This is a genomic window from Catenovulum sp. SX2 (assembly GCF_052056295.1).
GTDB lineage: Bacteria > Pseudomonadota > Gammaproteobacteria > Enterobacterales > Alteromonadaceae > Catenovulum.
Genome location: NZ_CP182493.1, coordinates 2,821,493 through 2,846,689, shown reverse-complemented (window position 1 = coordinate 2,846,689; position 25,197 = coordinate 2,821,493). Strand labels below are relative to the sequence as shown.

Annotated in this window: 22 protein-coding genes; 9 read left to right on the top strand and 13 right to left on the bottom strand. The window is 40.2% G+C overall.

The genetic code is table 11. The features are described 5' to 3' along the window. Positions 1 to 45 precede the first annotated feature (45 nt). From ACMZOO_RS11870 to ectA, 3 genes are read right to left on the bottom strand one after another with little or no spacing between them, the layout of a single operon-like run. On the bottom strand, positions 46 to 444 hold the full coding sequence (locus tag ACMZOO_RS11870) for an ectoine synthase (protein ID WP_016957139.1): 399 nt from the start codon (positions 442 to 444) through the stop codon (positions 46 to 48). A gap of 20 nt (positions 445 to 464) precedes the next feature. Continuing rightward, positions 465 to 1,736, bottom strand: coding sequence for a diaminobutyrate--2-oxoglutarate transaminase (ectB, locus tag ACMZOO_RS11865; RefSeq protein ID WP_440903549.1), 1,272 nt, complete (start codon positions 1,734 to 1,736; stop codon positions 465 to 467). Beyond that, a complete protein-coding gene (gene ectA / locus ACMZOO_RS11860) occupies positions 1,733 to 2,281 on the bottom strand; it encodes a diaminobutyrate acetyltransferase (protein WP_440903548.1) in 549 nt (182 codons plus the stop codon). Before ectA ends, ectB begins: the two co-directional genes overlap by 4 nt. 117 nt (positions 2,282 to 2,398) lie before the next feature. Here ectA and ACMZOO_RS11855 point away from each other — a divergent pair, with 117 nt between their 5' ends. The 4 genes from ACMZOO_RS11855 (at position 2,399) to ACMZOO_RS11840 (ending at position 6,951) form a co-directional block, all read left to right on the top strand. Continuing rightward, positions 2,399 to 2,833, top strand: a complete 435-nt coding sequence (locus ACMZOO_RS11855) for a chemotaxis protein CheW (protein WP_440903547.1) — start codon at positions 2,399 to 2,401, stop codon at positions 2,831 to 2,833. Between the two features lie 10 nt (positions 2,834 to 2,843). Then, positions 2,844 to 3,389, top strand: coding sequence for a MarR family winged helix-turn-helix transcriptional regulator (locus tag ACMZOO_RS11850; protein ID WP_440903546.1), 546 nt, complete (start codon positions 2,844 to 2,846; stop codon positions 3,387 to 3,389). A 137-nt stretch (positions 3,390 to 3,526) separates the two neighbouring features. Beyond that, positions 3,527 to 4,465, top strand: a complete 939-nt coding sequence (gene mdh, locus ACMZOO_RS11845; RefSeq protein ID WP_016957134.1) for a malate dehydrogenase — start codon at positions 3,527 to 3,529, stop codon at positions 4,463 to 4,465. A gap of 236 nt (positions 4,466 to 4,701) precedes the next feature. Then, complete coding sequence (locus ACMZOO_RS11840; RefSeq protein ID WP_440903545.1) at positions 4,702 to 6,951, top strand: EAL domain-containing protein; 2,250 nt, start codon at positions 4,702 to 4,704, stop codon at positions 6,949 to 6,951. Here the strand turns inward: ACMZOO_RS11840 and ACMZOO_RS11835 are convergent. Next, a complete protein-coding gene (locus tag ACMZOO_RS11835) occupies positions 6,895 to 7,797 on the bottom strand; it encodes a LysR family transcriptional regulator (protein ID WP_440903544.1) in 903 nt (300 codons plus the stop codon). The two genes, ACMZOO_RS11840 and ACMZOO_RS11835, sit on opposite strands and share 57 nt — an antisense overlap. A gap of 102 nt (positions 7,798 to 7,899) precedes the next feature. On the opposite strand from ACMZOO_RS11835, the gene ACMZOO_RS11830 reads away from it, so the two are divergent. From ACMZOO_RS11830 to ACMZOO_RS11820, 3 genes are all read left to right on the top strand, one after another. Then, positions 7,900 to 8,913, top strand: a complete 1,014-nt coding sequence (locus tag ACMZOO_RS11830; RefSeq protein WP_440903543.1) for an aldo/keto reductase — start codon at positions 7,900 to 7,902, stop codon at positions 8,911 to 8,913. A gap of 88 nt (positions 8,914 to 9,001) precedes the next feature. After that, positions 9,002 to 9,625 (top strand): 2OG-Fe(II) oxygenase, encoded by a 624-nt coding sequence (locus ACMZOO_RS11825; RefSeq protein ID WP_440903542.1) that lies wholly within the window; start codon positions 9,002 to 9,004, stop codon positions 9,623 to 9,625. Positions 9,626 to 9,703: 78 nt separating this feature from the next. After that, positions 9,704 to 10,435, top strand: coding sequence for a 16S rRNA (uracil(1498)-N(3))-methyltransferase (locus ACMZOO_RS11820; RefSeq protein WP_440903541.1), 732 nt, complete (start codon positions 9,704 to 9,706; stop codon positions 10,433 to 10,435). On the opposite strand, the gene ACMZOO_RS11815 is transcribed toward ACMZOO_RS11820, so the two are convergent. Next, positions 10,432 to 11,352: a hypothetical protein gene (locus ACMZOO_RS11815; protein ID WP_440903540.1), complete on the bottom strand. Its 921-nt coding sequence runs from the start codon at positions 11,350 to 11,352 to the stop codon at positions 10,432 to 10,434. The two genes, ACMZOO_RS11820 and ACMZOO_RS11815, sit on opposite strands and share 4 nt — an antisense overlap. Positions 11,353 to 11,606: 254 nt before the next feature. On the opposite strand from ACMZOO_RS11815, the gene ACMZOO_RS11810 reads away from it, so the two are divergent. After that, the gene (locus tag ACMZOO_RS11810; protein WP_440903539.1) at positions 11,607 to 14,033 is read left to right on the top strand and encodes a glycoside hydrolase family 31 protein; all 2,427 of its coding nucleotides are present in this window, start codon (positions 11,607 to 11,609) and stop codon (positions 14,031 to 14,033) included. Positions 14,034 to 14,979: 946 nt separating this feature from the next. Here ACMZOO_RS11810 and ACMZOO_RS11805 read toward each other — a convergent pair. From ACMZOO_RS11805 to ACMZOO_RS11780, 6 genes are all read right to left on the bottom strand, one after another. Continuing rightward, entirely contained in the window at positions 14,980 to 16,743 is a 1,764-nt protein-coding gene (locus ACMZOO_RS11805) for a TIGR03545 family protein (protein ID WP_440903538.1), read from the bottom strand. Next, on the bottom strand, positions 16,740 to 17,255 hold the full coding sequence (locus tag ACMZOO_RS11800; protein ID WP_440903537.1) for a TIGR03546 family protein: 516 nt from the start codon (positions 17,253 to 17,255) through the stop codon (positions 16,740 to 16,742). Before ACMZOO_RS11800 ends, ACMZOO_RS11805 begins: the two co-directional genes overlap by 4 nt. A gap of 59 nt (positions 17,256 to 17,314) precedes the next feature. Then, positions 17,315 to 18,412: a diguanylate cyclase gene (locus tag ACMZOO_RS11795; protein WP_440903536.1), complete on the bottom strand. Its 1,098-nt coding sequence runs from the start codon at positions 18,410 to 18,412 to the stop codon at positions 17,315 to 17,317. Positions 18,413 to 18,566: 154 nt separating this feature from the next. Next, entirely contained in the window at positions 18,567 to 18,974 is a 408-nt protein-coding gene (gene mutT, locus ACMZOO_RS11790) for an 8-oxo-dGTP diphosphatase MutT (RefSeq protein WP_440903535.1), read from the bottom strand. Then, positions 18,974 to 21,673, bottom strand: coding sequence for a preprotein translocase subunit SecA (secA, locus tag ACMZOO_RS11785; RefSeq protein ID WP_440903534.1), 2,700 nt, complete (start codon positions 21,671 to 21,673; stop codon positions 18,974 to 18,976). Before secA ends, mutT begins: the two co-directional genes overlap by 1 nt. A gap of 88 nt (positions 21,674 to 21,761) precedes the next feature. Then, a complete protein-coding gene (locus ACMZOO_RS11780; protein ID WP_440903533.1) occupies positions 21,762 to 22,691 on the bottom strand; it encodes a M23 family metallopeptidase in 930 nt (309 codons plus the stop codon). Between the two features lie 129 nt (positions 22,692 to 22,820). Between ACMZOO_RS11780 and ACMZOO_RS11775 the strand changes: the two genes are divergently transcribed. Further along, complete coding sequence (locus ACMZOO_RS11775) at positions 22,821 to 23,171, top strand: hypothetical protein (protein ID WP_440903532.1); 351 nt, start codon at positions 22,821 to 22,823, stop codon at positions 23,169 to 23,171. A 604-nt stretch (positions 23,172 to 23,775) separates the two neighbouring features. On the opposite strand, the gene arfB is transcribed toward ACMZOO_RS11775, so the two are convergent. Both arfB and lpxC read right to left on the bottom strand, forming a co-directional pair. Further along, positions 23,776 to 24,189, bottom strand: coding sequence for an alternative ribosome rescue aminoacyl-tRNA hydrolase ArfB (gene arfB / locus ACMZOO_RS11770; RefSeq protein ID WP_440903531.1), 414 nt, complete (start codon positions 24,187 to 24,189; stop codon positions 23,776 to 23,778). Positions 24,190 to 24,252: 63 nt separating this feature from the next. Beyond that, positions 24,253 to 25,164: a UDP-3-O-acyl-N-acetylglucosamine deacetylase gene (gene lpxC, locus ACMZOO_RS11765; RefSeq protein WP_440903530.1), complete on the bottom strand. Its 912-nt coding sequence runs from the start codon at positions 25,162 to 25,164 to the stop codon at positions 24,253 to 24,255. Between the last annotated feature and the right edge of the window lie 33 nt (positions 25,165 to 25,197).

Here is a 25,197-nt window from a genome sequence, read left to right as displayed (position 1 = left end):
AGGGATAAGGTGCTGGCCTGGCAGCCAGCACAACAGAGAGGAAAATTAATCGCTAACAGTTTCAGCTTCTAACGGGTAAGCACCCGTTTCGTCATGTACTTCTTTACCATTTAATGGTGGATTAAACACACACGCCATTTTCATCTCAGTAGTGGCACGTAAGATGTGTTTGTCGTGTTTGTCTAAAATATAAATCACCCCAGGTTTAATTGGATGAACTTCACCTGTTGCTAAATCTTCAACTGAGCCAGTACCAGAAACACAATAAACCGACTCTAAGTGATTTTGATAATGCAAATGTAACTCTGCATCTTTAAAAATAGTCGTGATATGGAAAGAAAAACCCATATTGTCATCTTTCAAAATCAACCGGGTACTATCCCAGCCTTCACTGACAATTTTGCGTTCTGATTGTTCAGCTTTAGCCAAATCTCTTACTATCATTTTTAATCCTCTAAATCAGCTTAGCTAGCTGCTTTTAAGCTAGTGTTAAACTCTGCCGCAATGGCTTCAACTACAATTTGCAAACCTTTTTCTAAGTCTTGCATTTCAATAGTTAATGGACAAAAACACTTAACTACCTGGCCTTGATTACCAGCAGTTTCGATAATTAAACCATTTTCGAATGCGCGTGATGTAATGCTATCAGCAATTTCACCCGTTCTAAATTCGATGCCTTGCATCAAACCACGGCCTTTCAAACGCGCATGAGTCACACCCAGTTCATCGACTACAGATTGAAAGTAACTACGGACTAATTCAGCTTTTTGTTGAATTTCTTTTTCAAATTCTTGGTCAGCCCAATAAGTCTCTAACGCAGTTTTTGCAGTAATAAATGCATGGTTGTTACCACGGAATGTACCGTTGTGCTCACCCGGCGCCCATTCATCTAGCTCTGGTTTAAATAAAACAATTGCTAGCGGCAAACCAAAACCACTTAGAGATTTAGACAATGTAACAATGTCTGGTTTTAAACCTGCTTCTTCGAAACTAAAGAATTTACCGGTACGACCACAGCCAGCTTGAATGTCATCAACAATCAACAATGCACCGTGTTTTTTCGCTAGCTTTTGTAAACCTAACAACCACTCAGGTGTCGCGATATTTAAACCACCTTCACCTTGCACTGTTTCTACAATAAATGCCGCAGGCGCATCGATACCACTTGATGGATCAGACAATTGCTTGTCGATCATCTTCAAAGTATCTGCGTTGTAACCATAATAACCACAGAAAGGCATACGGGTTACGCCAGATAGTGGAATTGACGCACCACCTCTGTGGTGTTGATTACCTGTAGCACTTACCGCACCTAAAGTCACACCATGGAAACCATTGGTAAAACTAATTACGTTTGTGCGGCCAGTTACTTTGCGCGCTAATTTAAGTGCAGCTTCAACTGCATTGGCACCAGTAGGTCCAGTAAATTGAACTTTATAGTCCAAACCACGCGGTTTTAAGATGACGTCTTGCAAAGTTTGCATAAATGCCGCTTTGGCATTGGTATGCATATCTAAACCATGTGCAACACCATCTTGCATAATATAATCAACTAACGCCTGCTTAAGCTCATCCTGATTGTGACCGTAATTTAATGAGCCAGCACCAGCAAGAAAGTCTAAGTAAGCATTGCCTTCTTCGTCGTATAAATACGCACCTTTTGCGCGGTTAAAAGTAACCGGAAAAGAATTGGCATAACACTGTACGTTAGATTCCATCTGTTGAAAGATACTCATAAGTTTTCCTCTTTAATTTTAATCATGCGTTTAGCATTGGAAGAAATTGGCCCAATTTTGAATAAATACTCGTCTGCGTGTTTGCCGCCTAAATGGATATCACGAACAAAATAACTAGACTCAGCACAGCCTGTATTTAATTGACTCGCCAATTTACGAAATACCGAACGTGAAGCTTGATTATCTTTAGTAATAGTGGTCTCAACGTGAGTTACTTCACTGCATACCACTCGTGACAATAAATGATTTAACATTTTGTACGCTAAAGATTGACCTCTGGCTTTTTCAGAAACAGCCATTTGCCAAATAAAAATCGTGCTTGTTTTCTGCGGATTGATATAAGCAGACATCCAGCCCACAATCTCACCGTCAAGCTCTGCTACCACGCAGGTTTCATTGAAGTGTGTACACTGCAGCAAATTGCAATATACAGAATTAGTGTCTAATGGCGGGCAAGCCGCAATTAGCTGGTTTACAGCATAGCCATCGTTGGCTGTTGGACAACGAAACGTCAGTTGCCCCAAATTTTGATTAACTCGATCCATATCGAAAGTTTTATCTCAAATTATTTACAATTAAAATATTTAGATGTCTAAATATTGTTTTATATAGTACACTAAACATTCTTATAAGATCCAGCGTTAATTTTTATTTGAGGTTTTATGTTGAACAAATGGGTAGCCTTTCTAATAAATGAAACTCGATATTGCTGTAACATCCAACAAATAAAGGAAGTTATACCATATGAAGCGTGCAATCCGTTTCCCGGCTCAAATCAATTCGCGGAGGGCATATTAAGTATCAGGGGTGAAGTTATTACCATATTAAGCGGTGAGAAATTACTTTGTGATAAAAATATTACACAACAAAACAATATTCTAATTATAGAAAACACTGGTCAAGAGCGCATTGGTGTAACTGTCGATCAGGTTGATAGCATTATTGAGTTTGACCCTGAGTCAATAGATACAAGCATTGAAGCTAGAGATAAACAAACTTCAAATTGGGTAACAGGCACAATAAACGAAGGCAATAACCTAACTATAGTTGTCGACTTCGCAAACCTTGTCGCACAACAGTTACCAGAAGTCGAATAAGCTGTAATTTATGTTTATAATACATGACAACTCAAAATCACTGATGGAAGATGCTTTGGCGCAAGTTGAACCTATTGAAGAAGTGCTTATTACATTACGTAGACTGATACGAGCAACTGACTTACACTCAAAACAGCTGGTTAAAACCTCTGGCATTACTGCACCACAACTTTTGCTATTGAGAGCGATTCAAGAAAAAGGTGAAGTGACAATTGGCGAAATAGCCAATGAAATTAGCCTGTCACAAGCGACAGTTACTAGTATTCTTGATCGTTTAGAAAAACGCGAGCTGGTTTACCGAGTGCGTTCAAACCAAGATAAACGTAAAGTACATGCGTATTTAACCGATGCTGGTATAGAATTATTAAGCGAAGCACCATTACCTTTGCAAGAACATTTTGTTCGTCAATTTAGAGACTTAAAAGATTGGGAGCAGCATATGATGCTGTCATCTTTGCAGCGTGTTGTGCAAATGATGGATGCTCAGCACTTAGATGCAGCACCTATGTTAGAAATTGGCGATTTAACTGCCCACCTGAGCCAAAATAAATCATAATAAAACAGGCATTGCTATAGTCACTATACAAACGATTGATAGATTTAATTCCCGACAGCAATTGTCATTTGTCTATCAATCTTTTATCTTTGTTGGCAAATTTTGACGTCTTCTCACTCAAATAAATGGAGAACATTATGAAAGTTGCAGTTATTGGTGCGGCTGGTGGTATCGGCCAAGCATTAGGTCTATTGTTAAAGTTAAACTTACCAGCGGGTTCAGCGTTAAGTTTGTATGATATTGCCCCTGTAACTCCAGGTGTTGCAAAAGATTTAAGCCACATCCCAACTGATGTTGAAGTAACAGGTTTTGCTGGTGAAGACTGTTCACCTGCATTAGAAGGTGCTGATGTTGTATTAATTTCTGCTGGTGTTGCACGTAAACCAGGTATGGATCGCGCTGACTTATTTAACATCAACGCAGGTATTATCAAATCATTAGCACAAAAAGTTGCTGATGTTTGCCCTAAAGCTTTAGTTGGTATTATTACTAACCCAGTAAATACTACTGTGCCGATTGCAGCAGAAGTATTGAAAAAAGCAGGTGTTTACGATCCTAAGCGTTTATTCGGTGTAACTACTCTTGACGTTATCCGCGCTGAAACTTTCATCGCTGAAGCAAAAGGCAAATCAACACAAGACGTTAAAGTTGATGTAATTGGTGGTCACTCTGGCGTAACTATTTTACCTTTATTGTCACAAGTTGAAGGTGTTTCTTTCACTGACGAAGAAATCGCAAGCTTAACAACTCGTATCCAAAATGCAGGTACTGAAGTTGTTGAAGCTAAAGCGGGTGGCGGTTCTGCAACTCTATCTATGGGTCAAGCTGCAGCTCGTTTCGGTTTATCTTTAATTAAAGGTTTACAAGGTGAAGAAGTGATTGAATGTGCATACGTTCAAGGCAATGGTGAAAATGCACCTTTCTTCGCACAACCGGTTAAATTAGGTAAAGACGGTGTAGAAGCTATTTTAGACTTCGGTTCTATCAGTGCATTTGAACAAAAAGCATTTGATGACATGTTACCAACTTTAAAAGGTGACATTGAAAAAGGTGTTGAGTTCGGCCAAGCTGAATAATCCCTGACATAATCCAAATCTGCAAAAACCGAAACTTGAGTCACTCAGTTTCGGTTTTTTTGTTTAAACAGCCTAAATTCTGCATAACTAGCGCAAAAACGTCACAAATGTTATAAACTTGTTTTATTTGCTGAATTGGGTGGGGCTGTATGCAGTGGTTGTTAGGCTTATTATTGAGCCTGCTGGTAATATATATGCCTTTGGCACATGCCAACACGAACCCTCCGCACATACTAATGGTCCATTCGTACAGTCAAGATTTTGATTGGACAGTCAAACAGCAACAAGCTTTTACCAAACAACTACAAAAGTTAAACGGCCAACAAACTTTACGTTTTTCGAGTGAGTATTTAGACACCAAACGTATAGAGCCTAGCAGCCAATACATCACATTGTTTCAAAACTATCTGGTTGCTAAGTATCAAAAATTCCAACCTGACTTAATTTACGTCACAGATGATAATGCAGCCAAATTTGTTTTGGGTCTTAAACCTAGAATTTTCTCCAATACACCTATAGTGTTTTCAGGCGTTAGTAATACAGAGCTGTTAAAAACTTACCCATTTCAGCAAGTCAGTGGCGTTTATGAAAAACCCTATTTTGCTGAATATGTGAAAATTCTGTCCGAACTCTACCCAAATATCAGCACAATTTATTATGTTGGCGATGGCAGTGTTACCGATCAATACGTCGGTGAGCAAATTGACCAATTAAAGCTAGATAAGTCGATAACCATTAAACATGTGCAAAAACAATATTTAGCCCAGATAGTCGACTTTTTTGTACAAGCGCAGCCAGGGCCAATTATTTTAGGCACAGCTGGCTCACTGAAGAATGTTGCAGGCGAAATACTCCACGTAAATGATACAATACGTGCACTAAGCAATCAGCTTAATCGACCAATATTAGTTTCAATGAATTATGTCGATGGTGCTTTAGGCGGTTTTTTATTTGCTGAACAATTTGGTTTTGAAGCAGCCCACCTTGCTCACCAGTATCTCAGTGGCGCCCCCACAGTTAGCACTATTGATAATTTACAGCCGCAATTGCATATGGATTACAACCAAATTAAACGTTTTGGGCTAAATGTGTCTCACCCAGTAATAGCTCGGGCAATTGTGCATAACAAACCAAAGTCCATATTTGAAACACATCAAAACCTACTGTTTTGGTTAGGGCAAATATCTATTGTTTTAACTATTTTTATTACGGTTTTTTCTTATTTAATGGTAAGACAACGCAATCAATTAATAGTGCAACAAAGCATAGACCCCCTTACCCAATTGTCCAACCGCTTAGCATTGAGCAAAGATGTAGTTAGCACAGGTGAAACTTTTGCATTAATCAATATCAATGCCTTTTCGTCTCTCAACCATTTTTATGGTACAGCTATAGGTAACCGTTTATTGGTTGCCACTGGTGATTTATTAATGAGTAAGAGCAGCCAACGAATCAAAGCTTACCGCTTAAATGCGGATCAATTTGGTTTGTTGTTTTCGCATACTTATACTCAACAACAAGTTACCCGCTATTTAACCCATTTGATTGAACAGTTTGAATCAACCGAGTTGTTGCCCGAAGTCGGCGGTGTTACTTTAACTGTATCTGTAGGTGCAACAATAATTAATGATGATCGATATATTGAACAAGCACGAGAGGCTATGGCAAGAGGCCGTAGACAACAGCAAAGCTTTGCTTGGTATCAATTAGATGAACAGAAAGTTCAACAGCAAGCGCATAATGCCAAATGGGTCAATAAACTAAAATCTGCGTTAAATGAACATAGGTTAGTCGCTTATTATCAACCGATTGTCGATATTAGCAGTGGTCAAATAAAAAGTTATGAAATGTTAGCGCGAATACACGAAGAAGACGGTGGTGTTATCACGCCAAATTTATTTATCGACATAGCTAAACGTACGCAGCAATATCATAGATTAACGCGACAGATGATAGATCACGCACTCCTATGTATTAAACAATACAAAGTTCTAGTTTCAATAAACTTTACCATGCAAGATATAGGTCATGCACCAACGGTAGAGTATTTAGTCGCGCAACTTGAAAGCTCACTTGCCGGGCATTTTTTAACCTTAGAAATCACTGAAACCGAAGGCATAGAAAACTACGCGCTAGTTAAACAATTCGTGCAACAAGTGAAAACTTTAGGTTGCAGTTTAGCCATAGACGACTTTGGCACAGGTTATTCAAATTTTAGTCACTTGTTAGATTTAAATGCCGACGTAATAAAGCTTGATGGCAGCTTGATTCAACGTTTATTAAAGGATGAAAAAACCGAACAAATCGTCAAACTATTGGTCGCTTTTGCCCACAGTAATAATATGGCAGTAACAGCCGAATTTGTTGATTCTCAAGAACTGCTCGACAAGCTAGCCGAGTTAGCGGTCGATAGCGCCCAAGGTTTCCATTTAGGCAAACCGGCTGCCACTATCGTCAGCCAGTTCAGCGCACAGGTAGTCAATTAAACATTCAATTCGAGCAGGCTTAAATTTAGCTTTGGCGTACACTAAACTAACTTGGCTACCTTTAGCATTCCAACCCTCAACCATGTTAACTAACCGCCCTGCTTGAATATCTTGCGCTACGTAATAACTTGGCAAGCGCACCATAGCCACGCCCGCCATTGCCGCTTGATAGGCGACATAACCATTTGCACACTGCAAAGTACCAGTTGGTTGAAAATCATAACTTTGTGTCGTTGCTTGGCTATTTTGACTGAATTGCCATTTTTTCATGCTACCCAAGAGACAAGGGTAATTTTTTAGTTGTTTTGGATGCTCTACTACAGGGTAGTTTTTAATATAATCGGGAGAAGCACAAACATAAGACGGATAAAAGGTCAGTGGCCGAGCGATTAAATTTGAATCAGGCAAATCGCCCATGCGCACAGCTAAGTCGTATCTATCTGCAATTAAATCGACATGGCTACTGGCAAAATCTAGTTCAATTTTAACTTGTGGGTATTTGTGCATAAATTGGATTAACAAGGGTGCCAAGATACGCTCACCAAACCAGCCACCAACTGAATTAATTCGAATTAACCCAGACAACTGAGTTTGACTCGATTTAACTTGCTCAATCGAATCTTGCAAAATTGACCAGCCGTTGCGGCAATTCTGATAAAAACGCTCACCACTGGCAGTCAGCTGCATACTGCGAGTTGAGCGCACTATCAGTTGCACAGCTAATTCTTGCTCAAGCTCAGCAATCACTTGGCTGACACGCGCACGAGTTGTACCTAGTTGTTCTGCTGCTAAAGTAAAGTTGCCTTGTTCAACCACAGTAATAAATTCTAATAAACCTTTTAACATGCTATTGATAAACCATACTTAACAATGTGTAAAATTGTTAAGTATATATCCAAACCAATGTGCCGAGTAAAATAACTAGCAAATTATTGTATGAGGTACAGAATGAAATTACGCACACTCGGCCACAGCGGCCTACAAGTATCAGAAATTGGTTTAGGGTGTTGGCAACTCGGTGACGATTTTGGGCCAATTTCACAAGACACAGCCAATGAAATTTTAGCGGCAGCACAACAGCAGCAAGTTAACTTCTTAGACACGGCTGACGTTTATGGCGCAGGTTTAAGTGAAAACCGCATAGGTCAATGGCTTGCAAACAACCAGCATAATTCAACGCAAACCATTGTTGCGACTAAAGTGGGGCGCGATGCTAAATTATTCCCCAATCAATACACTAAACAAACAATGCAAAACAATATTGAAGGTTCGCTGCAACGTTTAGGGGTCGATGCAATTGACCTCATTCAATTACACTGTGTTCCACGTGAAGTATTGTTTGCCGGTGAAGTGTTTAATTGGTTAGAAGACTTTCAGCAACAAGGTTTAATTCGTTTTTACGGTGCCAGTGTCGAAATGTTAGACGAAGCTGAATTTTGTTTAAATTACAGTAAAGTGACTAGCTTACAAATGCTGTTAAACATATTCCGCCAAGACGCTTTAGACAAAGTATTGCCGTTAGCCACCAGCAAAAATGTTGGCATTATCGCCCGCCTGCCGCTGGCATCGGGTTTGTTGTCTGGAAAAATGTCTGCAGATCGCCAATTTTCAGCACAAGATCATAGAAACTACAATAAAGATGGCGCACACTTCCACGTAGGTGAAACTTTTAATGGCATTGCATTTGAACAAGGTTTAGCTCTGGTTGAACAACTTCAACAGCTATTGATTGAGCATAGTGAATTAGATTTCCCAACACAGCTCAACTTACAACAAATTGCCATTCGTTGGTTGTTAGACTTACCTGCGGTAAGCAGTGTGATTGCTGGTGTGAGCAAAAGTCAGCAGCTGATTAACAATGCGGCGGTTAGCCAGTTAGATAAGTTACCCACTGAGATCACACAATTATTAGCTGATTTTTACCAACAAAAAGTGCGACAACACATTCGTGGAGGCATTTAAGTTAACCTCAGGTCAATTTAACATTGGCAAATTCAAATAATCCCCTACAATGCCCCAAGCCACATCTGGCGTGTCTTGGGGTTTATTCATGTTATTCGACAACATCATCACAGCTTTAGTTGAACAAGGTTATGCCGTTATTGAGCATGCATTTGCGCCTGAGTTTGAAAACCACTTGTATACCCATGCCAAACAACTACAACAAAGCCAGCTGAAACAAGCCGCCATCGGCCGTGAAAGTGATGAAAACATCAACAACACAGTGCGTCGCGATAAAATAAAATGGATGGATCAGCAACAAGCAACTGAAGCCTTGTGGTTAGATAAAATGGAGCAATTGCGCATTGAGTTAAATCGCAGTTTATATTTAGGTTTGTTTAGTTACGAAGCGCATTTTGCCCAATATCAAGTTGGTGATTTTTACAAAAAACATCTAGATTCGTTCAAAGGTCAAGCCAATCGGATATTATCAACTGTCTATTATTTAAACCCAGACTGGCAGGCGAATAATGGTGGTGAATTAGTTATTTACCACCCAGATAATCATCAACAAGAAATCATCCGGGTGCAACCAAACTGCGGTACTTTGGTGATATTTTTAAGTGAAGAATTTCCACATGAGGTCTTGCCAGCCAAACAAGCGCGCTACAGTATTGCCGGTTGGTTTAGACTGAATACCAGCATGGGTAAGCAAATAGATCCACCTAGCTAATTTGTTATCCAGAGTTCAGCTTAATCAGGTTATACTACAGCCCTATCTAGCTATATAACAACAAGCGACAGTTTAAACATGCGAATTAGCCGAATTTATCATGCAAGTCCACTCAAGGTAGGCGACAATGTGCAGCTTTCAGATGAAGCAGCCAATCATGTTGGCCGAGTTTTACGCCAACAAGCGGGTCATCCTGTTGTGTTATTTAATGGCGATGGATTTGACTATGCTGGTGTCATTAGCGAAAGTTCACGCAAGCGGGTATGTGTGGATATTCAATCGGCGGAAAAAAACAACTCAGAGTCGCCGCTAAATATAGAACTACTACAGGTTATTTCACGTGGTGACAAAATGGATTTAACCATTCAAAAAGCAGTCGAACTTGGGGTTAGCCGCATTACCCCTATTATCAGTGAGCGCTGCGGGGTTAAGCTCAATGCAGAGCGCTTTGCTAAAAAAGTCGAACAATGGCAAAAAATTGTCCACTCAGCTTGTGAACAATCTGGTCGCGCGGTTGTGCCAAGCATTGGTGATATTCAAGATATTAACCAAGTATTAGCTGAAACATTCGATGGTTTACGCTTAAATTTGCACCCACAAGCCGAAATTGGCATTAGCCGCTTAGATAAAAATTCTAGCAATATTCAGTTGTTAATTGGCCCCGAAGGCGGCTTAAGTGACGAAGAAATCACGCTTGCTCGCCAACATGGTTTTACCGATATTTTAATGGGGCCTAGAGTACTTAGAACTGAAACCGCCGGACTTGCTGCCATTAGTATGCTGCAATGTGTCCTAGGCGATATGGGTTAAACATTTAGGTTAGGCAATACAAAAGATTTTGTATTCGGGTGGAGTCGGATCCACAAACCCGGGTTTTCATTAAGCTGTTGTAATGCTTGCTGTTTATCATCACTGAGTTTGCTATTGAGTACCTTGGCATAAGTTTGCACTTTTGCTGGCGCAGAGTCAGCATCAACAACCGACTGGACTACTTTTTTCGCCTGTAATATTGCTGCTGGCCCTAAAGTTAAGATGTATTGAGCACTGCGACATTCAGCTTCGTCACTTTCGCTAACCACAGTGCCACCGGCTTTAAATTTGCTGATGTGGTGTTCTAAAATACTGCTAGAAATTGGAATGAGTCCAGCTACATGGTTTGATTGTGCACCAGAAAAAGGCTTGATATAAGCCAAATGTGACGCTTGATTTTGCTCTGGGCCATGGCCAATAAAAAAGATATCTAAACCACCCAATGATTCAAGCTTGTTTAAATATGCAATTAACCCAGCTTCTAAATCATCCAAGTCAGTTTGCATTGGGGTAAAACTTTTAATTTTTTTGAAAAAAGCTTCACCTAAAATGCGTTCAAAATCGCGTACAAAACTCAACCCATTATTCATGCCCATAGGTGCTAACGCATCTTGCGTAAATACATTCAAGCGCGCTAACAAAGCATCTTGCTCTGAGGTTTTGGCGAGTTCACCCAACAGTCTATGTAACTCTTGGGCACCACGGCCACCTAACAAGGCGATATTAATATCACCGCTTTTCTCTGCAGCTGTTGCATATAACTCTTGCAACATAGCTTGGCCAACCTCAGCTTCTGATTGTAAAACGCTAGGTTGCACACCATAGTCAGTAAAAGCAGCGTCGCCTGCGGTTTGTTGTGCCAGCCACACGTTATTATTCTCTTGCTGGCGGGTAAATAATGAATTTTCAGTCGTCATAGTAATACCTAATTTGATGTATAGCTCGAGCGAGTAAAGCTTAAGTATAAGTGCAACCAAGCCAAAATGCCACCGGTAGACAAAAGTCTGCTTAGCACTTAATCATCATGCTTTGTCAACGTAATCATAGTTTTTAGACCAAAGCCTATGTTTGTTCAAATACTATAGTTCGAATCGGGTATTTAATTTTACCGCTATTACGGCATAATTCTCCGCTACTGATTTGGCATTTTAGATATTGGATGTTTAGGGTTATGAGTTTGATGCGTTGGGTAATATTATCTTTAGCTGTAGTGTTGAATAGTGCTTGGGCAAATCAAGCCGTTCAAGTTACACAACTGGATGACGGCTATTTAGTTAGCGCTCCACAATTAAACTTGCAGCGAAAAATACGAGCTTATGGCGACGATATCATTCGTATTCAAAGCATAACCACTGCACAATCGTTTTTTGCTGATGACCACTATTTAATGGTCGAACAACATAATTGGCCGGCCGAATTAAGCTTTAAACAAACCAAGCAGCAGCTCATATTTGCAACAGCTAATATTCAAGTTAGCTTAGATCCACTGACATTACAGGCGCAATTTCAGCAAATAAATAATATAGATAACAGCAGTGTTTTTTTACAAGAGATAACCCCGTTAACCCAAGCTAACCAAAGTATTTCCACACAATTTAAGTTTGATAAAAACGAAAAATTTACAGGTTTAGGTCACGGCTTTTATGCGCGAAATTCTGGGTTAAATTTGGCCGGGCAAATTATCGAACGTAATTATGGTAGTGAGCCAATTGAACAAGCCCCTTTGATAGTGCCATTTTATTTATCGAGCAAAAATTATGCTATGTTTGTAAATAGCATGCAGCAAAACCGCTTTAATTTTGGTGCTAATCAAACCTATAGCATTGAATTAAACGGCTATGGCAGTGAATCACAAATGGATATATTTGTGATTGTCGGTGATGATTTAAAAGCTGTATTAAACCAATACGTTAAGTTAACCGGCAAACCTAGATTACCGGCAAAATCCATGTTTGGTTTACAGCTATCCGATAAAGGCCATGATCATAATAGTCCAACACCTTCAGATCAAAACTGGTGGCAACAACAAATTACTCAACATAGGAAAGCTGGTTTACCACTAGATCATGTGGTTAATGACAACCGCTGGCGCGCGGCAGGCGGCAAACGCTGCGAGTCCAAACTTGCTTGGGATAAAGATCGCTACCCAAACCCAAGCGAATATAAAGATTGGTTAGAACAAAACGGTTTAACCCTGACGCTTGATTTTAACCGCTGCATAGCCCAATACAGCGAGGGTTGGCAAAAGTCGTTTAATTTGCCTTTTATTGAAGAAATTGAATTTAGAAACAGCGCACCAGATTTAACCAATGCCGATTTTAGACAATGGTTTTGGCAGATATTTTTTACCCAAGCACTCGATCCAAAACTTAATTATCCGGGTGATGCATTGTGGATAGATGAATTTGACGAGCAAGGCGCCGCGCCACTAACGACTAAATTAGCCAACGGTCATTTGTCAGCTGAAATGCGTAATTATTGGTTCTTTTTAATCGCCCAAGCGCTGGTTAAAGATGGTTGGGATAACGCCAATTTAAACAAACGTCCATTTGTGTGGGTACGCGGTATGACAGCGGGAGCACAAAGATATGCAACGCTATGGAGTGGTGATATTTACCCTAACTATTACGACATGCAACACAGTATTCGAGGCATGCAGTTAGCTGGTTTATCTGCCTTCCCATATTGGGGACATGACGCTGGCGGTTTTTACGATTGGCAAAACAATAAAGGGCCAGATGATGTGTTGTATCAGCAATGGGCACTTGCTATGGGCGCATTTTCGCCTATTTGGAAACCGCATGGTATGGGTGAATCACGCTGGCCACTAGACCGCAACCAACAGGTTTTAGCGCCATTTAAACATTACGCTAAATTGCGCTATCAACTTATGCCGTATTTGTACTCAGCGGCACATCAAGCACATCACACAGGTGTACCAATCGCCCGCGCTATGTTGCTCGAATACCCAGAATATGCACAAGCTTGGCAGTATGATTTACAGTATATGTGGGGTGATAATTTATTGGTTGTACCTAACAGCCAACCAGCCGACAAGATGGGCATGAGCACAGTTAATTTTTGGCTACCACCGGGTTTGTGGTATGACATCAACACGGATAGCTCGGCAGCAAAAACAATTGAAGGCGATAAGGTGTTACAGCGAAAATTGTTACCAGCACAAATGCCTATTTTTGCCAAAGCTGGCTCTATTGTTCCAAAACGCCCATATGCTGTAAGTACACTATTTATTGATAAAAGTCAGTTAATTTTAGATGTATACACAGGTGAAGATGGCCAGTTTGTTTTATACGAAGATGACGATAAAACCCCAGCCTATCGTTTAGACAATCAATACGCGACTAGCTTTATTCTTTATCAAGAAGCTTTACAGCGTTTAACTATACATCCAAGCCAAGGCATGTATTCGAATATGCCTGCACAAAGACATATAAGTGTTAATTTTGTTGGCATCAATCAACCGCCTATTGAGCAAATTAAGTTAACTGTGAATGGCAAAGCAGCGCCGTTAAAAATTGAAGATAATGGCGTCAGTTTTGTTGCAGGAGTTAATGAAAAAGCGGTATTGCGGTGGTAATCAACTCACCAAACGCTTGGAGTATCTCTCGCATAAGGCATATGGGGTATTCCGAGCAATATGTATAAGGTCGCATGGAAATTCCGAACAACTCACCAAACGCTATACACCGTCCTTGGTCGCTCCGGAATTATATCCCTATAATTCAAGGTTGGTTCGTGTGTTCGCAATTCCCATACTCCCGCGACATCTGTGCCGCGGCTAGTAAACACAGCAATAACAATGCCCAGTAAAAATCCGTTGGAAAGATAATTTTCTAAAACTTCAAAAGGCATGGGCGAATGAGGACCGAAGCGCAGCTTCGCAGCCGAGAGAGGTGGAGTCATGGATGACGACAGGGCCTTACCTTCAAGGATGAACAACCGACTCACAGCTAAGCGTTTTTAGAAAATTATGCTTCCGATGGGCTTTGCCACCACCAAACTAGCGGCGACAAATCCCACAGCGATAAAAATGCTCTATAAAAGTCCGTTGGAATGCTAGTTTTCTAAAACTTCAAAAGGCATGGATGCCTTTTGTGAGCGGCCAGGGACTGGCGAAAAGCGTTTTTAGAAAATTATGCTTCCAATGGGCTTTGCCACCACCAAACTAGCAGCGCCGAAGCCCACAGCAATAGCAATGCTCAATAAAAGCCCGTTGGAATGCTAGTTTTCTAAAACTTCAAAAGGCATGGATGCCTTTTGCGAGCGGCCAGGGACTGGCGAAAAGCGTTTTTAGAAAATTATGCTTCCAATGGGCTTTGCCAGCACCAAACTAGCAGCGATAAATCGAACAACACTAGTAATGTTCGATACAAGTCTATTTGAATGCTGGTTTTCAAAAACTTCTTTATCAGGGATGATAAAGCGGAGCGCCCGCGGACGGGTTCACAGCGTTTTTTGAAAACCATGCTTCAAATGGGCTTGATTGCCACAACATCTGCAGCAACAAAGCCCATTATTCAAACCTAGAAAAACTTACTTAATTTATCTTTAACTTTATCTTTTAACTTATCTTTTTGTTTTTCTTTAAACGAATCCACTTTAGCATCCAACAACTTTTGCAAACTACCTTCAGTATCATCAATCCAAGCCGATAAATCGCCAATTTGCGCAAGCTCCTGCTCAGACATATCCAGCTTATCAGCCATTTTGGCATTGAGTTTCGTTTGATACTCAGCTTTAAGTTTATCCAACTCAGCATTGGCTGACGCTTTAACACTGTCTTTAACAATATTGTCCAGAGCAGAATTAATCTTCCAGCTAGGAGAGGTCGCTTTACCGGACAATAAAATTTCCGCAGGGATCTTCTGTTGCTGATTTAACGCTTCGATAACCTGTTTCATCCAACGAGATGACGAGGTAGAGCTAAACTGAGGTTTAACTAAGTCTAACGCCGTATTGGCGTCTAACAGGCCTTGTTGGTAAGAAAGTTCACCCACGCCCGTTAGCTGAGTTTGTTGTAAACTAAATTTAGCTTTTGAACTTTTATCTTTCGCCACTTTTAAATCATTAAACTGCCAGTTTGCTTGGCTTTTAATATTTGATTCTTGATCAACCCAATAATCTAACTGGCCTTTTAAATCACCTTGAGCAAACGCGTTAGAAAAAACATCTACGCGGCTTGCGGTTGTTTTTTTCCAATGCTGCACATGAATATCTTTAAGCTCAATCCAAATAGTGCCTTTTGGGTTGACTAGTTCAATTTTGCCTTTGGCTACCATCCAATCAGGAATGGGATTTTCTTCATCAAAATGAACAAAACGGCCGACACTGTGCTCAACCGCGTCATCCTGACCATCAGTTTCACCTTTTTTAATAAAAGGTTTTAACAAGTCATAGGCTTTTTCTGCGTACTGGTAATAACTGCGTGCTTCTTCGCCAAATAAAATATGCGCTAAATCTTCAGCTTCAAAAGTTTCCAATTGATAAGTTTGTTTCACTTGTTGCCAGTCTTGCTCTGGTGCAGCTTTGAGCTCTTTGGTTGCAAGTTTTAATTTAGCATTGCTGTCACTTAACTGCTCTTTAGCCTGTTTAAGCTGTGCTTTGTCTTGCTTAATTTCAGCTTTTAGTTCATCTAATTGTGTTTTTAGCTTGGCTAGGTCTTCTAAACTATCAACTTCAGAGTCGGTTAATTGTTTAATTTTAGCTTCGTATTCTTTTAGCTTAGATTTATCTGGCAAGTCAGCTTTTAGCTGTTTGATTTTCGCTTTTTCTTCCGCAAGCGTCGTTTGTAGCGCTTGTGCTTTTTCAACAGTAATCAAGTTACTGTCATTTAATAGCGTTTTTACATCCGGTATTTCTGCTTTAATTTCATCTAATTTCGATACTTGTTGCGCAGATTCTTCCGAAGCTTGCGACACTTCATATAGTTTACCCTGTGTTGCTCTTTGGCTATCTAATTGCAATTTAGCAACTTGTAAATCTGTAATTAAGGTTTTACCTAACAGATATTGCCATAAGTCGACAGCGGCAACAGCTGTATCAAACTCAACCAAGTTGTTAGCTGGGTTTTGTTTATCTGTTACTTGTAAGTGCACAAGTTCAATACTAACTGGCGACCAATTAACATTGACCTTTTCTACATTAATTTCAGCGCCATATACACGCTCACCCACTTGTTCAATTGCAAGTTTAATTAAACTACCAGCAAATAAATATACGCTCGCTGCCAACAATGCGATAACAGCTACAAACCCAGCAAAACCCTGCCATCTCAAATACTTTTTCATGCGCCACCTCCCTGCACTTTCAAATAAAATTGGTAAAAACGCGAGCCTTTAAGCATTTGCACTATTTTCATTTTCATCACAAAAGCCATTACATGATCTCTATATTTAACCACTAGATACTGGGCTAACAATGCAAAGGGCACAAACAATACAGAGGTTACCAATAACGCGCCTAATGTTACTGTATGATGTAAATGCGCCAATTTAAATAAGGTGATTTGATACAAAGCGTGCCAAGTAGATTCAAGCGCAGCTGATGTTAATAAAGCTTCACCTAAACTCGCAAATATAGGGGCAAACAGCAGCCCTAATAATGCAAATACACTCCAACTGACAAAAAAACTACCTAAGTGCACGCGTATTAAAAACGCCAATAATAAAATGAGCAAATTGTGTAAGCTGAACAATGGCGTTAAGCCAATAACCATACCCAGTGCCATTGCATAGGCTATTTGCCGCGGTGAGTTTTCGGAGTTAAGTGCAATAAACACTTTGATGATTTGCGTAAGCATGATTCAATTTTCCCTGAAATATCAGATATTACTTAAGAAGTATTATAACTAAATTACATTCAAGCCTGATTGGCTGTTGAAGCTGCAAAACTTGGTGTATAAGTTTGTTGTGCTAAGCAGACTTGATTGCGACCATTAGTTTTCGCATCGTACAAAGCTTGGTCGGCAATATCAATCCATTGAGAAAAATCTTTAATTTCTTTAGTTAACAAAGCAATACCTGCACTAACACTGAGTTTGATATTTAGCTGTTTGCAAGTTGCTAAGCTTTCTTTTTCTAAATAAACACGAAATGCATTGGCAATATGCTCTGCTGAATGTGGATCTGAATGTGGGATCAATACACCAAACTCTTCACCACCATAACGCCCGAGCGTTGCATTGCTACCTTGGAAAAATTTTTTGAGGGCATCAGCAAAAGCGATTAAAACTTTGTCGCCAACCAAGTGGCCGTGGGTATCATTAATTTTTTTAAAGTGGTCTATATCTATCATGACCAAAGCAGGAGTTTCATTATGTGTTTTCGCGTGCTGAAAAATATCTTGCACTCGAGCTTCCCAGTAACCTCTATTAGGTAGTTGTGACAAGGAATCCGTGCGGCTCAATTCCAATGCTAGTTTGCGCTCTTCAGAAAGTTTTTTCGATAAACGAAAAGTTACAAAACCAACTAATAGTGGATAAAACAGTGCCAAAGGAGCACATATCAACATAGTTAATTCACTACTAGCAAAACTAATATGTGGTGCAACCAGCAAAAAATTAGCCAGCATACCAAGCAACACAGCCAACCAGCCCATCATGTAGAAACGTACGCCGCCAGCTGAGATATTGTTTAAACCGCTAGCTGATAACAATAGGATGCTGGGCATAATATTAAAGCCCATAGCTGCAACCCAGAACCCGACTATAGTGGAATCAAAAAATAAACTTCTAAATTCAGACTTATAGTGATCTTTGGCACGCATGCCTAAAATGAAAGCGAGATGTGGCCAAACAAATGCAGAAAAAAAGATCCCGAACCAATACCAAGTCGCTAGATCATTTTGATAAACCACTAAACCAACAGGTAAGGCGCCTAAACCAAAGCCGATAACTCGGGGTAAATAGACACGTTTAACAAAACTTTTTCCGCGACCAGCTTGTTGTATTGGCTTCAAAAAATAGGTTTCCCAACAAAGTTGTAATGTGTTAGCTACAATATTAGAAGTTTAGGATAGGCTACACTATTTGCCAGTGTTGGTGTTTTTTTCTGAAGAAAAATCTAACCTAGTTATCAGAAATACTGAGGCTAGAACAGAAGTAAGATTATCGCTAGTTAAAATAACTTTCTATCGCACTGATAATGCTTTTATTGGCTTCAGGAAAGGTATATTGCTTGAGTGAGTTTACGTCAACCCAGCGAATTTCTTGGCCTTCATTGCCTTTTGCTGTGCCTGCGTGCTGCTCTACCACATATGTGTCTAACACAACTTTTTTGTCACCATAATCATGTTCAATCTTAATCAATGGTGCACTGCTTATCACTTGAACGTTACATTCTTCAAGCATTTCGCGAGCAAGTGCTTCTGTCACTTGTTCTTCCTGCTCGACTTTGCCGCCAGGGAATTCCCATTTGCCACCTTGATGTTGGTGTTGATTGCGTTTAGCAATCAACACCTCATTTCGTCCATTGTTTTGCTGAATAACCACAGCAACGGCAACATGAACAAGCTTAGCCATTAGTTTAATTTACCATGACAGTTTTTGTATTTTTCACCTGAACCACAAGGACAAGGATCGTTGCGGCCGACTTTAGCACCTTCACGAATAAAAGCTTTTGGCTTTTTGCCATCCGCCAATGCTTCTTCATTGTCGTGTTGATATTGTTTTGGTGCTGCTTCTGCTTGACGACGCTTTGCTTCTACAGCTTCAACGTCAGATTCTTCGCGAACTTTTACTTTAGACAATACACCAACTACTTCAACTTTGAGCGCTTCTAACATTTGTGAGAATAGTTCAAAAGATTCACGCTTATATTCTTGTTTAGGATTTTTCTGTGCATAACCACGTAAATGAATACCTTGGCGTAAGTGATCCATTGCGGCTAAATGCTCTTTCCAATGCGAATCTAAGCTTTGTAACATAATCGCTTTTTCGAAGTGGCGTAAAACTGGTGCGCCAACTTGTTTTTCTTTTTCCGCATAAGCTTCATCTAAAGCGGCGGCAATGCGTTCACGTAATTTTTCTTCGTCTAGTTTATTGTCTTCATCCAACCATTGTTGAATTGGCACATCTAGTGTGAAGTCTGCTTTTAAACGTTCAGTTAAACCAGCAACATCCCACATTTCTTCAACTGACTGTGGTGGGATATACGCATCAATTGTCGAACTTAATACATCGGTACGAATGACAGTGATAGTGTCACTAATATCACTTTCATTCATTAACTCGTTACGCTGTTGGTAAACCACTTTACGTTGGTCATTGGCGACATCATCGTACTCAAGCAACTGTTTACGAATATCAAAGTTACGAGCTTCAACTTTGCGCTGAGCATTTTCAATCGCTTTTGTTACCCATGGATGCTCAATAGCTTCGCCACGCTCCATACCAAGTTTTTTCATTAAACCAGATACACGATCGCTGGCAAATATGCGCATTAACGCATCTTCCATAGATAAGTAGAATCGTGAAGAACCTGGGTCACCTTGACGACCAGCACGGCCACGTAACTGGTTATCAATACGACGAGATTCGTGACGTTCAGTACCAATAATGTGTAAACCACCCGCTGCAACTACTGCATCATGACGCGATTGCCAATCAGCTTTAATTTTTGCAATTTGCTCGTCAGTTGGATTAGTTAATTGGTCGATTTCAATCTCTGAATTACCGCCCAATACGATATCCGTACCACGACCCGCCATATTAGTTGCGATAGTAACTGCACCAGGGCGACCGGCTAATGCGACAATTTCCGCTTCTTTCGCGTGATACTTAGCATTTAACACTTGGTGTTTAATTTTAGCTTTTTTCAGTACACGAGATAATAACTCAGAGTTTTCAATTGAAATTGTGCCCACTAGCACAGGACGACCATCTTCAACACATTGTTTAATATCTTCAACAATAGCTTCGTATTTTTCTTCAGCGGTTAAATAAACCAAATCAGCATGATCTTTACGGATCATAGGGCGATTGGTTGGCAAGATAATGGTTTCTAAGCCGTAGATATAGTTAAACTCGAACGCTTCAGTATCCGCAGTACCTGTCATACCCGCTAGCTTGTTGTATAAGCGGAAATAGTTCTGGAAGGTAATGGAAGCCAAAGTTTGGTTTTCGTTTTGAATTTGCACACCTTCTTTAGCTTCAATAGCTTGGTGCAAACCTTCAGACCAACGACGGCCCTCCATAGTACGGCCAGTGTGCTCGTCAACAATAACAATTTGTTGGTCTTTAACTAAGTAATCAACATCTTTGTGATAAAGCTTATGTGCGCGTAATGCAGCATTAACATGCGCCAATAAACCTATATTTGCTGCGCTATAGAGTGAATCACCTTCTTGTAAAACTTTGTTCTCAATCAAAATCTCTTCAACTGCGATTTGGCCTTTTTCAGTCAAATGCACTTGTTTAGATTTTTCATCAATGGTGAAGTGGCCTTCACTCTCTTCCTCTTCAGAATCTTCTTTATCAGCTTGAATTAAATTCGGCACAACTTGGTTAATTTGTTGATATAAAACCGAACTGTCTTCTGCTGGACCTGAAATCACTAATGGCGTACGCGCTTCGTCGATTAAAATTGAGTCAACTTCATCGACTACAGCAAATTTTAATTCACTTTGCACACGCTCTTCGGCACTAAACGCCATGTTGTCACGTAGGTAGTCAAAACCAAACTCGTTGTTTGTACCATAGGTCACATCCGCTTCGTACGCTTGGCGCTTTTCAACCGGGCCCATACCAGGAATGTTACAACCAACTGTCATGCCTAAAAATTCAAATAACGGGCGGCTCCAGTTAGAGTCACGATAAGCTAAGTAATCATTTACTGTAACTACGTGTACATGCCCTGCTAAACCATTTAAATAGGTAGGCAAAGTTGCGGTTAAAGTTTTACCTTCACCTGTACGCATTTCGGCAATTTTACCTTGGTGTAACACCATGCCGCCTAATAACTGCACATCAAAGTGGCGCATGCCTAATACACGTTTTGATGCTTCACGACAAACGGCAAATGCTTCTGGTAATAAGCTATCAACAGTCGCGCCGTCAGCTAGGCGTTTACGAAACTCTTCTGTTTTCGCTTTTAACTCTTCGTCACTCAAGCCTTCTAATTCAGCTTCTAAACCATTTATCTGCGTAACAACTTTATTTAATTTTTTAATAAAACGATCGTTTCTGCTACCAAATATCGATGTCAGTATTTTTGTAATCATTAATCTATCCTGACCAGCTGCTTCCAGCTAAGTGCTCTCTATTTATTAAAAGGTAAGTTCCCATTCGGGATGTGTGCTTTTCTAAGCGCTATTTTGCACGACGATAAACGTATTTTAAAGGGTCTATCTGTTTGCCGTTTCTTAAGATTTCATAATGAACATGTGGACCTGTAGAGCGACCTGTTGAGCCCATAACGGCTATTTGAGCGCCCTTGCTCACTACATCTCCAACTGAAACCAATAATTCTTTATTATGACCATATCGAGTTTTTAAACCTTGTCCATGATCAATCTCAATCAACCTGCCATAACCGTATCTTTCATCCGCCCAAGTTACAACCCCTGCACCTGTAGCAATAACCGAGTTACCTTCTTTTCCGGCAAAATCTATCCCTTTATGCATAGCGGGCAAACCACTAAAAGGGTCTTTACGCATGCCATAATATGAAGATAACCAACCAGCTTGAATTGGTCGACCTGAAACATACACTTGGTCACTTATATGGTGATTCATGATGACAGATTCAAGTAGGCTAAGTTGTTGTTCTTGTTGATTGTAAAAATCGAGTAGTTGCGACATTTCTGTGAGTAGCTCATGCTCAACCACAACATTTTGTAAAATATCAGCTTGTTCATCTGCTGGACCACCAGTTGCTGGCATATCAGCAAAATTAAATTCATCCATATGCAAACTGGCGTTTTCAGCTAAACGAGCGCCGAGTGCATTCATACGCAATGCGTAACTTTGTAATTCAGATAATTTGAGCTTGATCGCTGCAAGTTCAACCTCAGTTCTCGATTTTAGTGAATAAAGTGCTTCTTTTTGTTCTGTAAGTGCAAGACGAGATTGATTAACAGGTGCGATTGGTTGTTCGGTTTGTGCTGATTTTGGGTATATACTACTTAGGATTAAAACGGCTAAACAAATGATAAGCACGCAAAATGCGACGGCATGGGCAAATCCCAAGTGCCATTCTAATTGGCGACCGTTTTTTGTGTACTGTATTGATAGCGACATAGTGATTAGTTAATGCGACCTAGACCGAAAAATTTATCGCAGATCATGGCTCAAAAATGGCCAGATCGGCAGCAAAAAAATGTTAAGCCCGAGTATACCAGCGAGATTTCAAAGGAGCTAGCGCTTAATTTGCCCAATTCGCTGCGAAAATGCATAAAAGTAGTGCAATTTGAGCGTGGTATTTTAACTTTGAGCCTACCAAATGCCAGTTATCAAATGCAATTTAATGCTTGTCGCAGTCAGTTATTGAGCCAACTTAGAGTAACTCACCCTGATTTATTCAGTATTAAGTGCCAAGTTGACCCGAACATGTCGACATCTTCTAACTTAGTTAAAGAAAGCTCTGCCTCATATGCGACTTCAAGTAAGAAAGCAGCAAAAACTTTGTCAGATAAAACTAAGCAAGATTTAACCGCCACTATGCAAGATTTACCGGAGAATATTCAAGCTGCGTTGTCACGGTTGATAAATTTGAAGTAGTCTACTGAGTGGGTGCAATATAGCCATAATATAAATGGGGAATTCCGAACAAGTCACCAAAATGCTTGGAGTATCCCTCGCATAAGGCATATGGGGTATTGCGAGCAAAATCGCTTTTAACTCGTCCCTGAGCCGCTCACACAAGATATCCCTCCCTTGTGAAGTTTTGCTCGCAACACGCCCATACACCTCATGCACACTGGAATCGCTGCTAGTTCATGCAGCAACACAATAGCCTGATATGAGTGTATTCGAATGCTAATTTTATAAAACTTCAAACGACATGGATGCCTTTTTTTTGGGAGCGGCCAGGGACTGGCGAAAAGCGTTTTTATAAAATTATGCTTCGAATGGACTCAAATGCCACAGATCAAATAGCGATCAATTTACAAGTTCACCATTGTTCACAAGAATAAAATTAAGCAGCAATACAACAGCTAGATATGAGTGTATTTGAACGCTAATTTTATAAAACCTCAAAAGGCATGGATGCCTTTTGCGAGCGGCCAGGGACTGGCGAACAGCGTTTTTATAAAATTATGCTTCGAATGGACTCAAATGCCACAGATCAAGCAGCAATCTGCTCCAATACATTGGAAAAACGCTAAAAACTCACCTTACCTCGTAAGTTTTTCACCGAACCTTTTTTCTTCTTCGCATCAACACGCTTTCGCTGCGAACTCTTAGTCGGCTTAGTCGCTTTACGCACCTTACGCACAACAGTGGCAGCTTTAATTAACTGCAACAAACGCTCCAAAGCATCTTGTTTATTTTGCTCTTGGGTACGAAACGACTGCGCTTTAATAATGATTACACCATCTTTATTGATGCGACTATCGGAAAATGACAACAAACGCTGTTTATAAAAATCAGGTAATGACGATTGATTAATATCAAAACGTAAATGAATGGCACTCGAAACCTTGTTAACGTTTTGCCCACCCGCGCCCATAGCACGAATAGCAGAAAACTCGATTTCAGACTCAAAGATAGTAACTGTATTAGAAATTTTTAACATATATCTTCAAGTAGGATAGATAAACTAAACAGCTGCCTAAGTAGCAGCTGTTTAATATCAAAACTATGCAGGAGACGCCGCCATAAACTGTAATGGCGAGGTTTGAGTTTGATTAAATTCAACTAAAGTCCAACTATCAGTTTGCTTTAGTATTTCACGCAACAAAATATTATTTAACGCATGACCCGTTTTAAATGAACGGAAGTGACCTAACAATGGCAAACCTGCCATGTACAAATCACCAATCGCATCCAAAATTTTATGCATAACAAACTCATCGTCATAACGTAAGCCGTTAGCATTTAAAACTTGGAACTCATCTAACACCACAGCATTGTCAAAATTAGCACCTAATGCCAAGTTATTCGCACGTAAATACTCAAAGTCTTTCATAAAACCAAAAGTACGTGCGCGTGACACTTCAGTGATAAAAGTTTGGCTTGAGAAATCCATAGACACATGTTGTTTGGTAGACGAAATGGCCGGGTGTGGAAACTCAATTGCAAAATCGAGTTTAAAACCATTGTGCGGCAAAATTTCTGCCCACTTATCGCCAACTTCAACACGGATAGGTTTATCAATTCGAATAAACTTTTTCGCCGCTTTCAACTCTTCAATGCCTGCCTCTTCTATCAACATAATAAAAGGGCTAGCACTGCCATCAACAATAGGCACTTCATTGGCATCTAATTCAACAATAACATTGTCGATACCAAGGCCAGCTAAAGCTGACATTAAGTGCTCTACCGTAGATACAGTTACACCGTCTGCATTGGTCATACAGGTACACATAGTAGTGTCAGTGACTGCTTCTGGAGATATTGGCATATCCACCACGGGATCTAAGTCAACACGGCGAAATACTATCCCTGTATTAGCAGGTGCAGGGCGCAGTGTTATTCTGACTTTTTCTCCTCGGTGCAAACCAACCCCAAGCGTAGTCACACTCGTTTTTAGTGTACGTTGTTTTACCATATGGCTATTTTGTCTCCAAATGTATGTGTTACA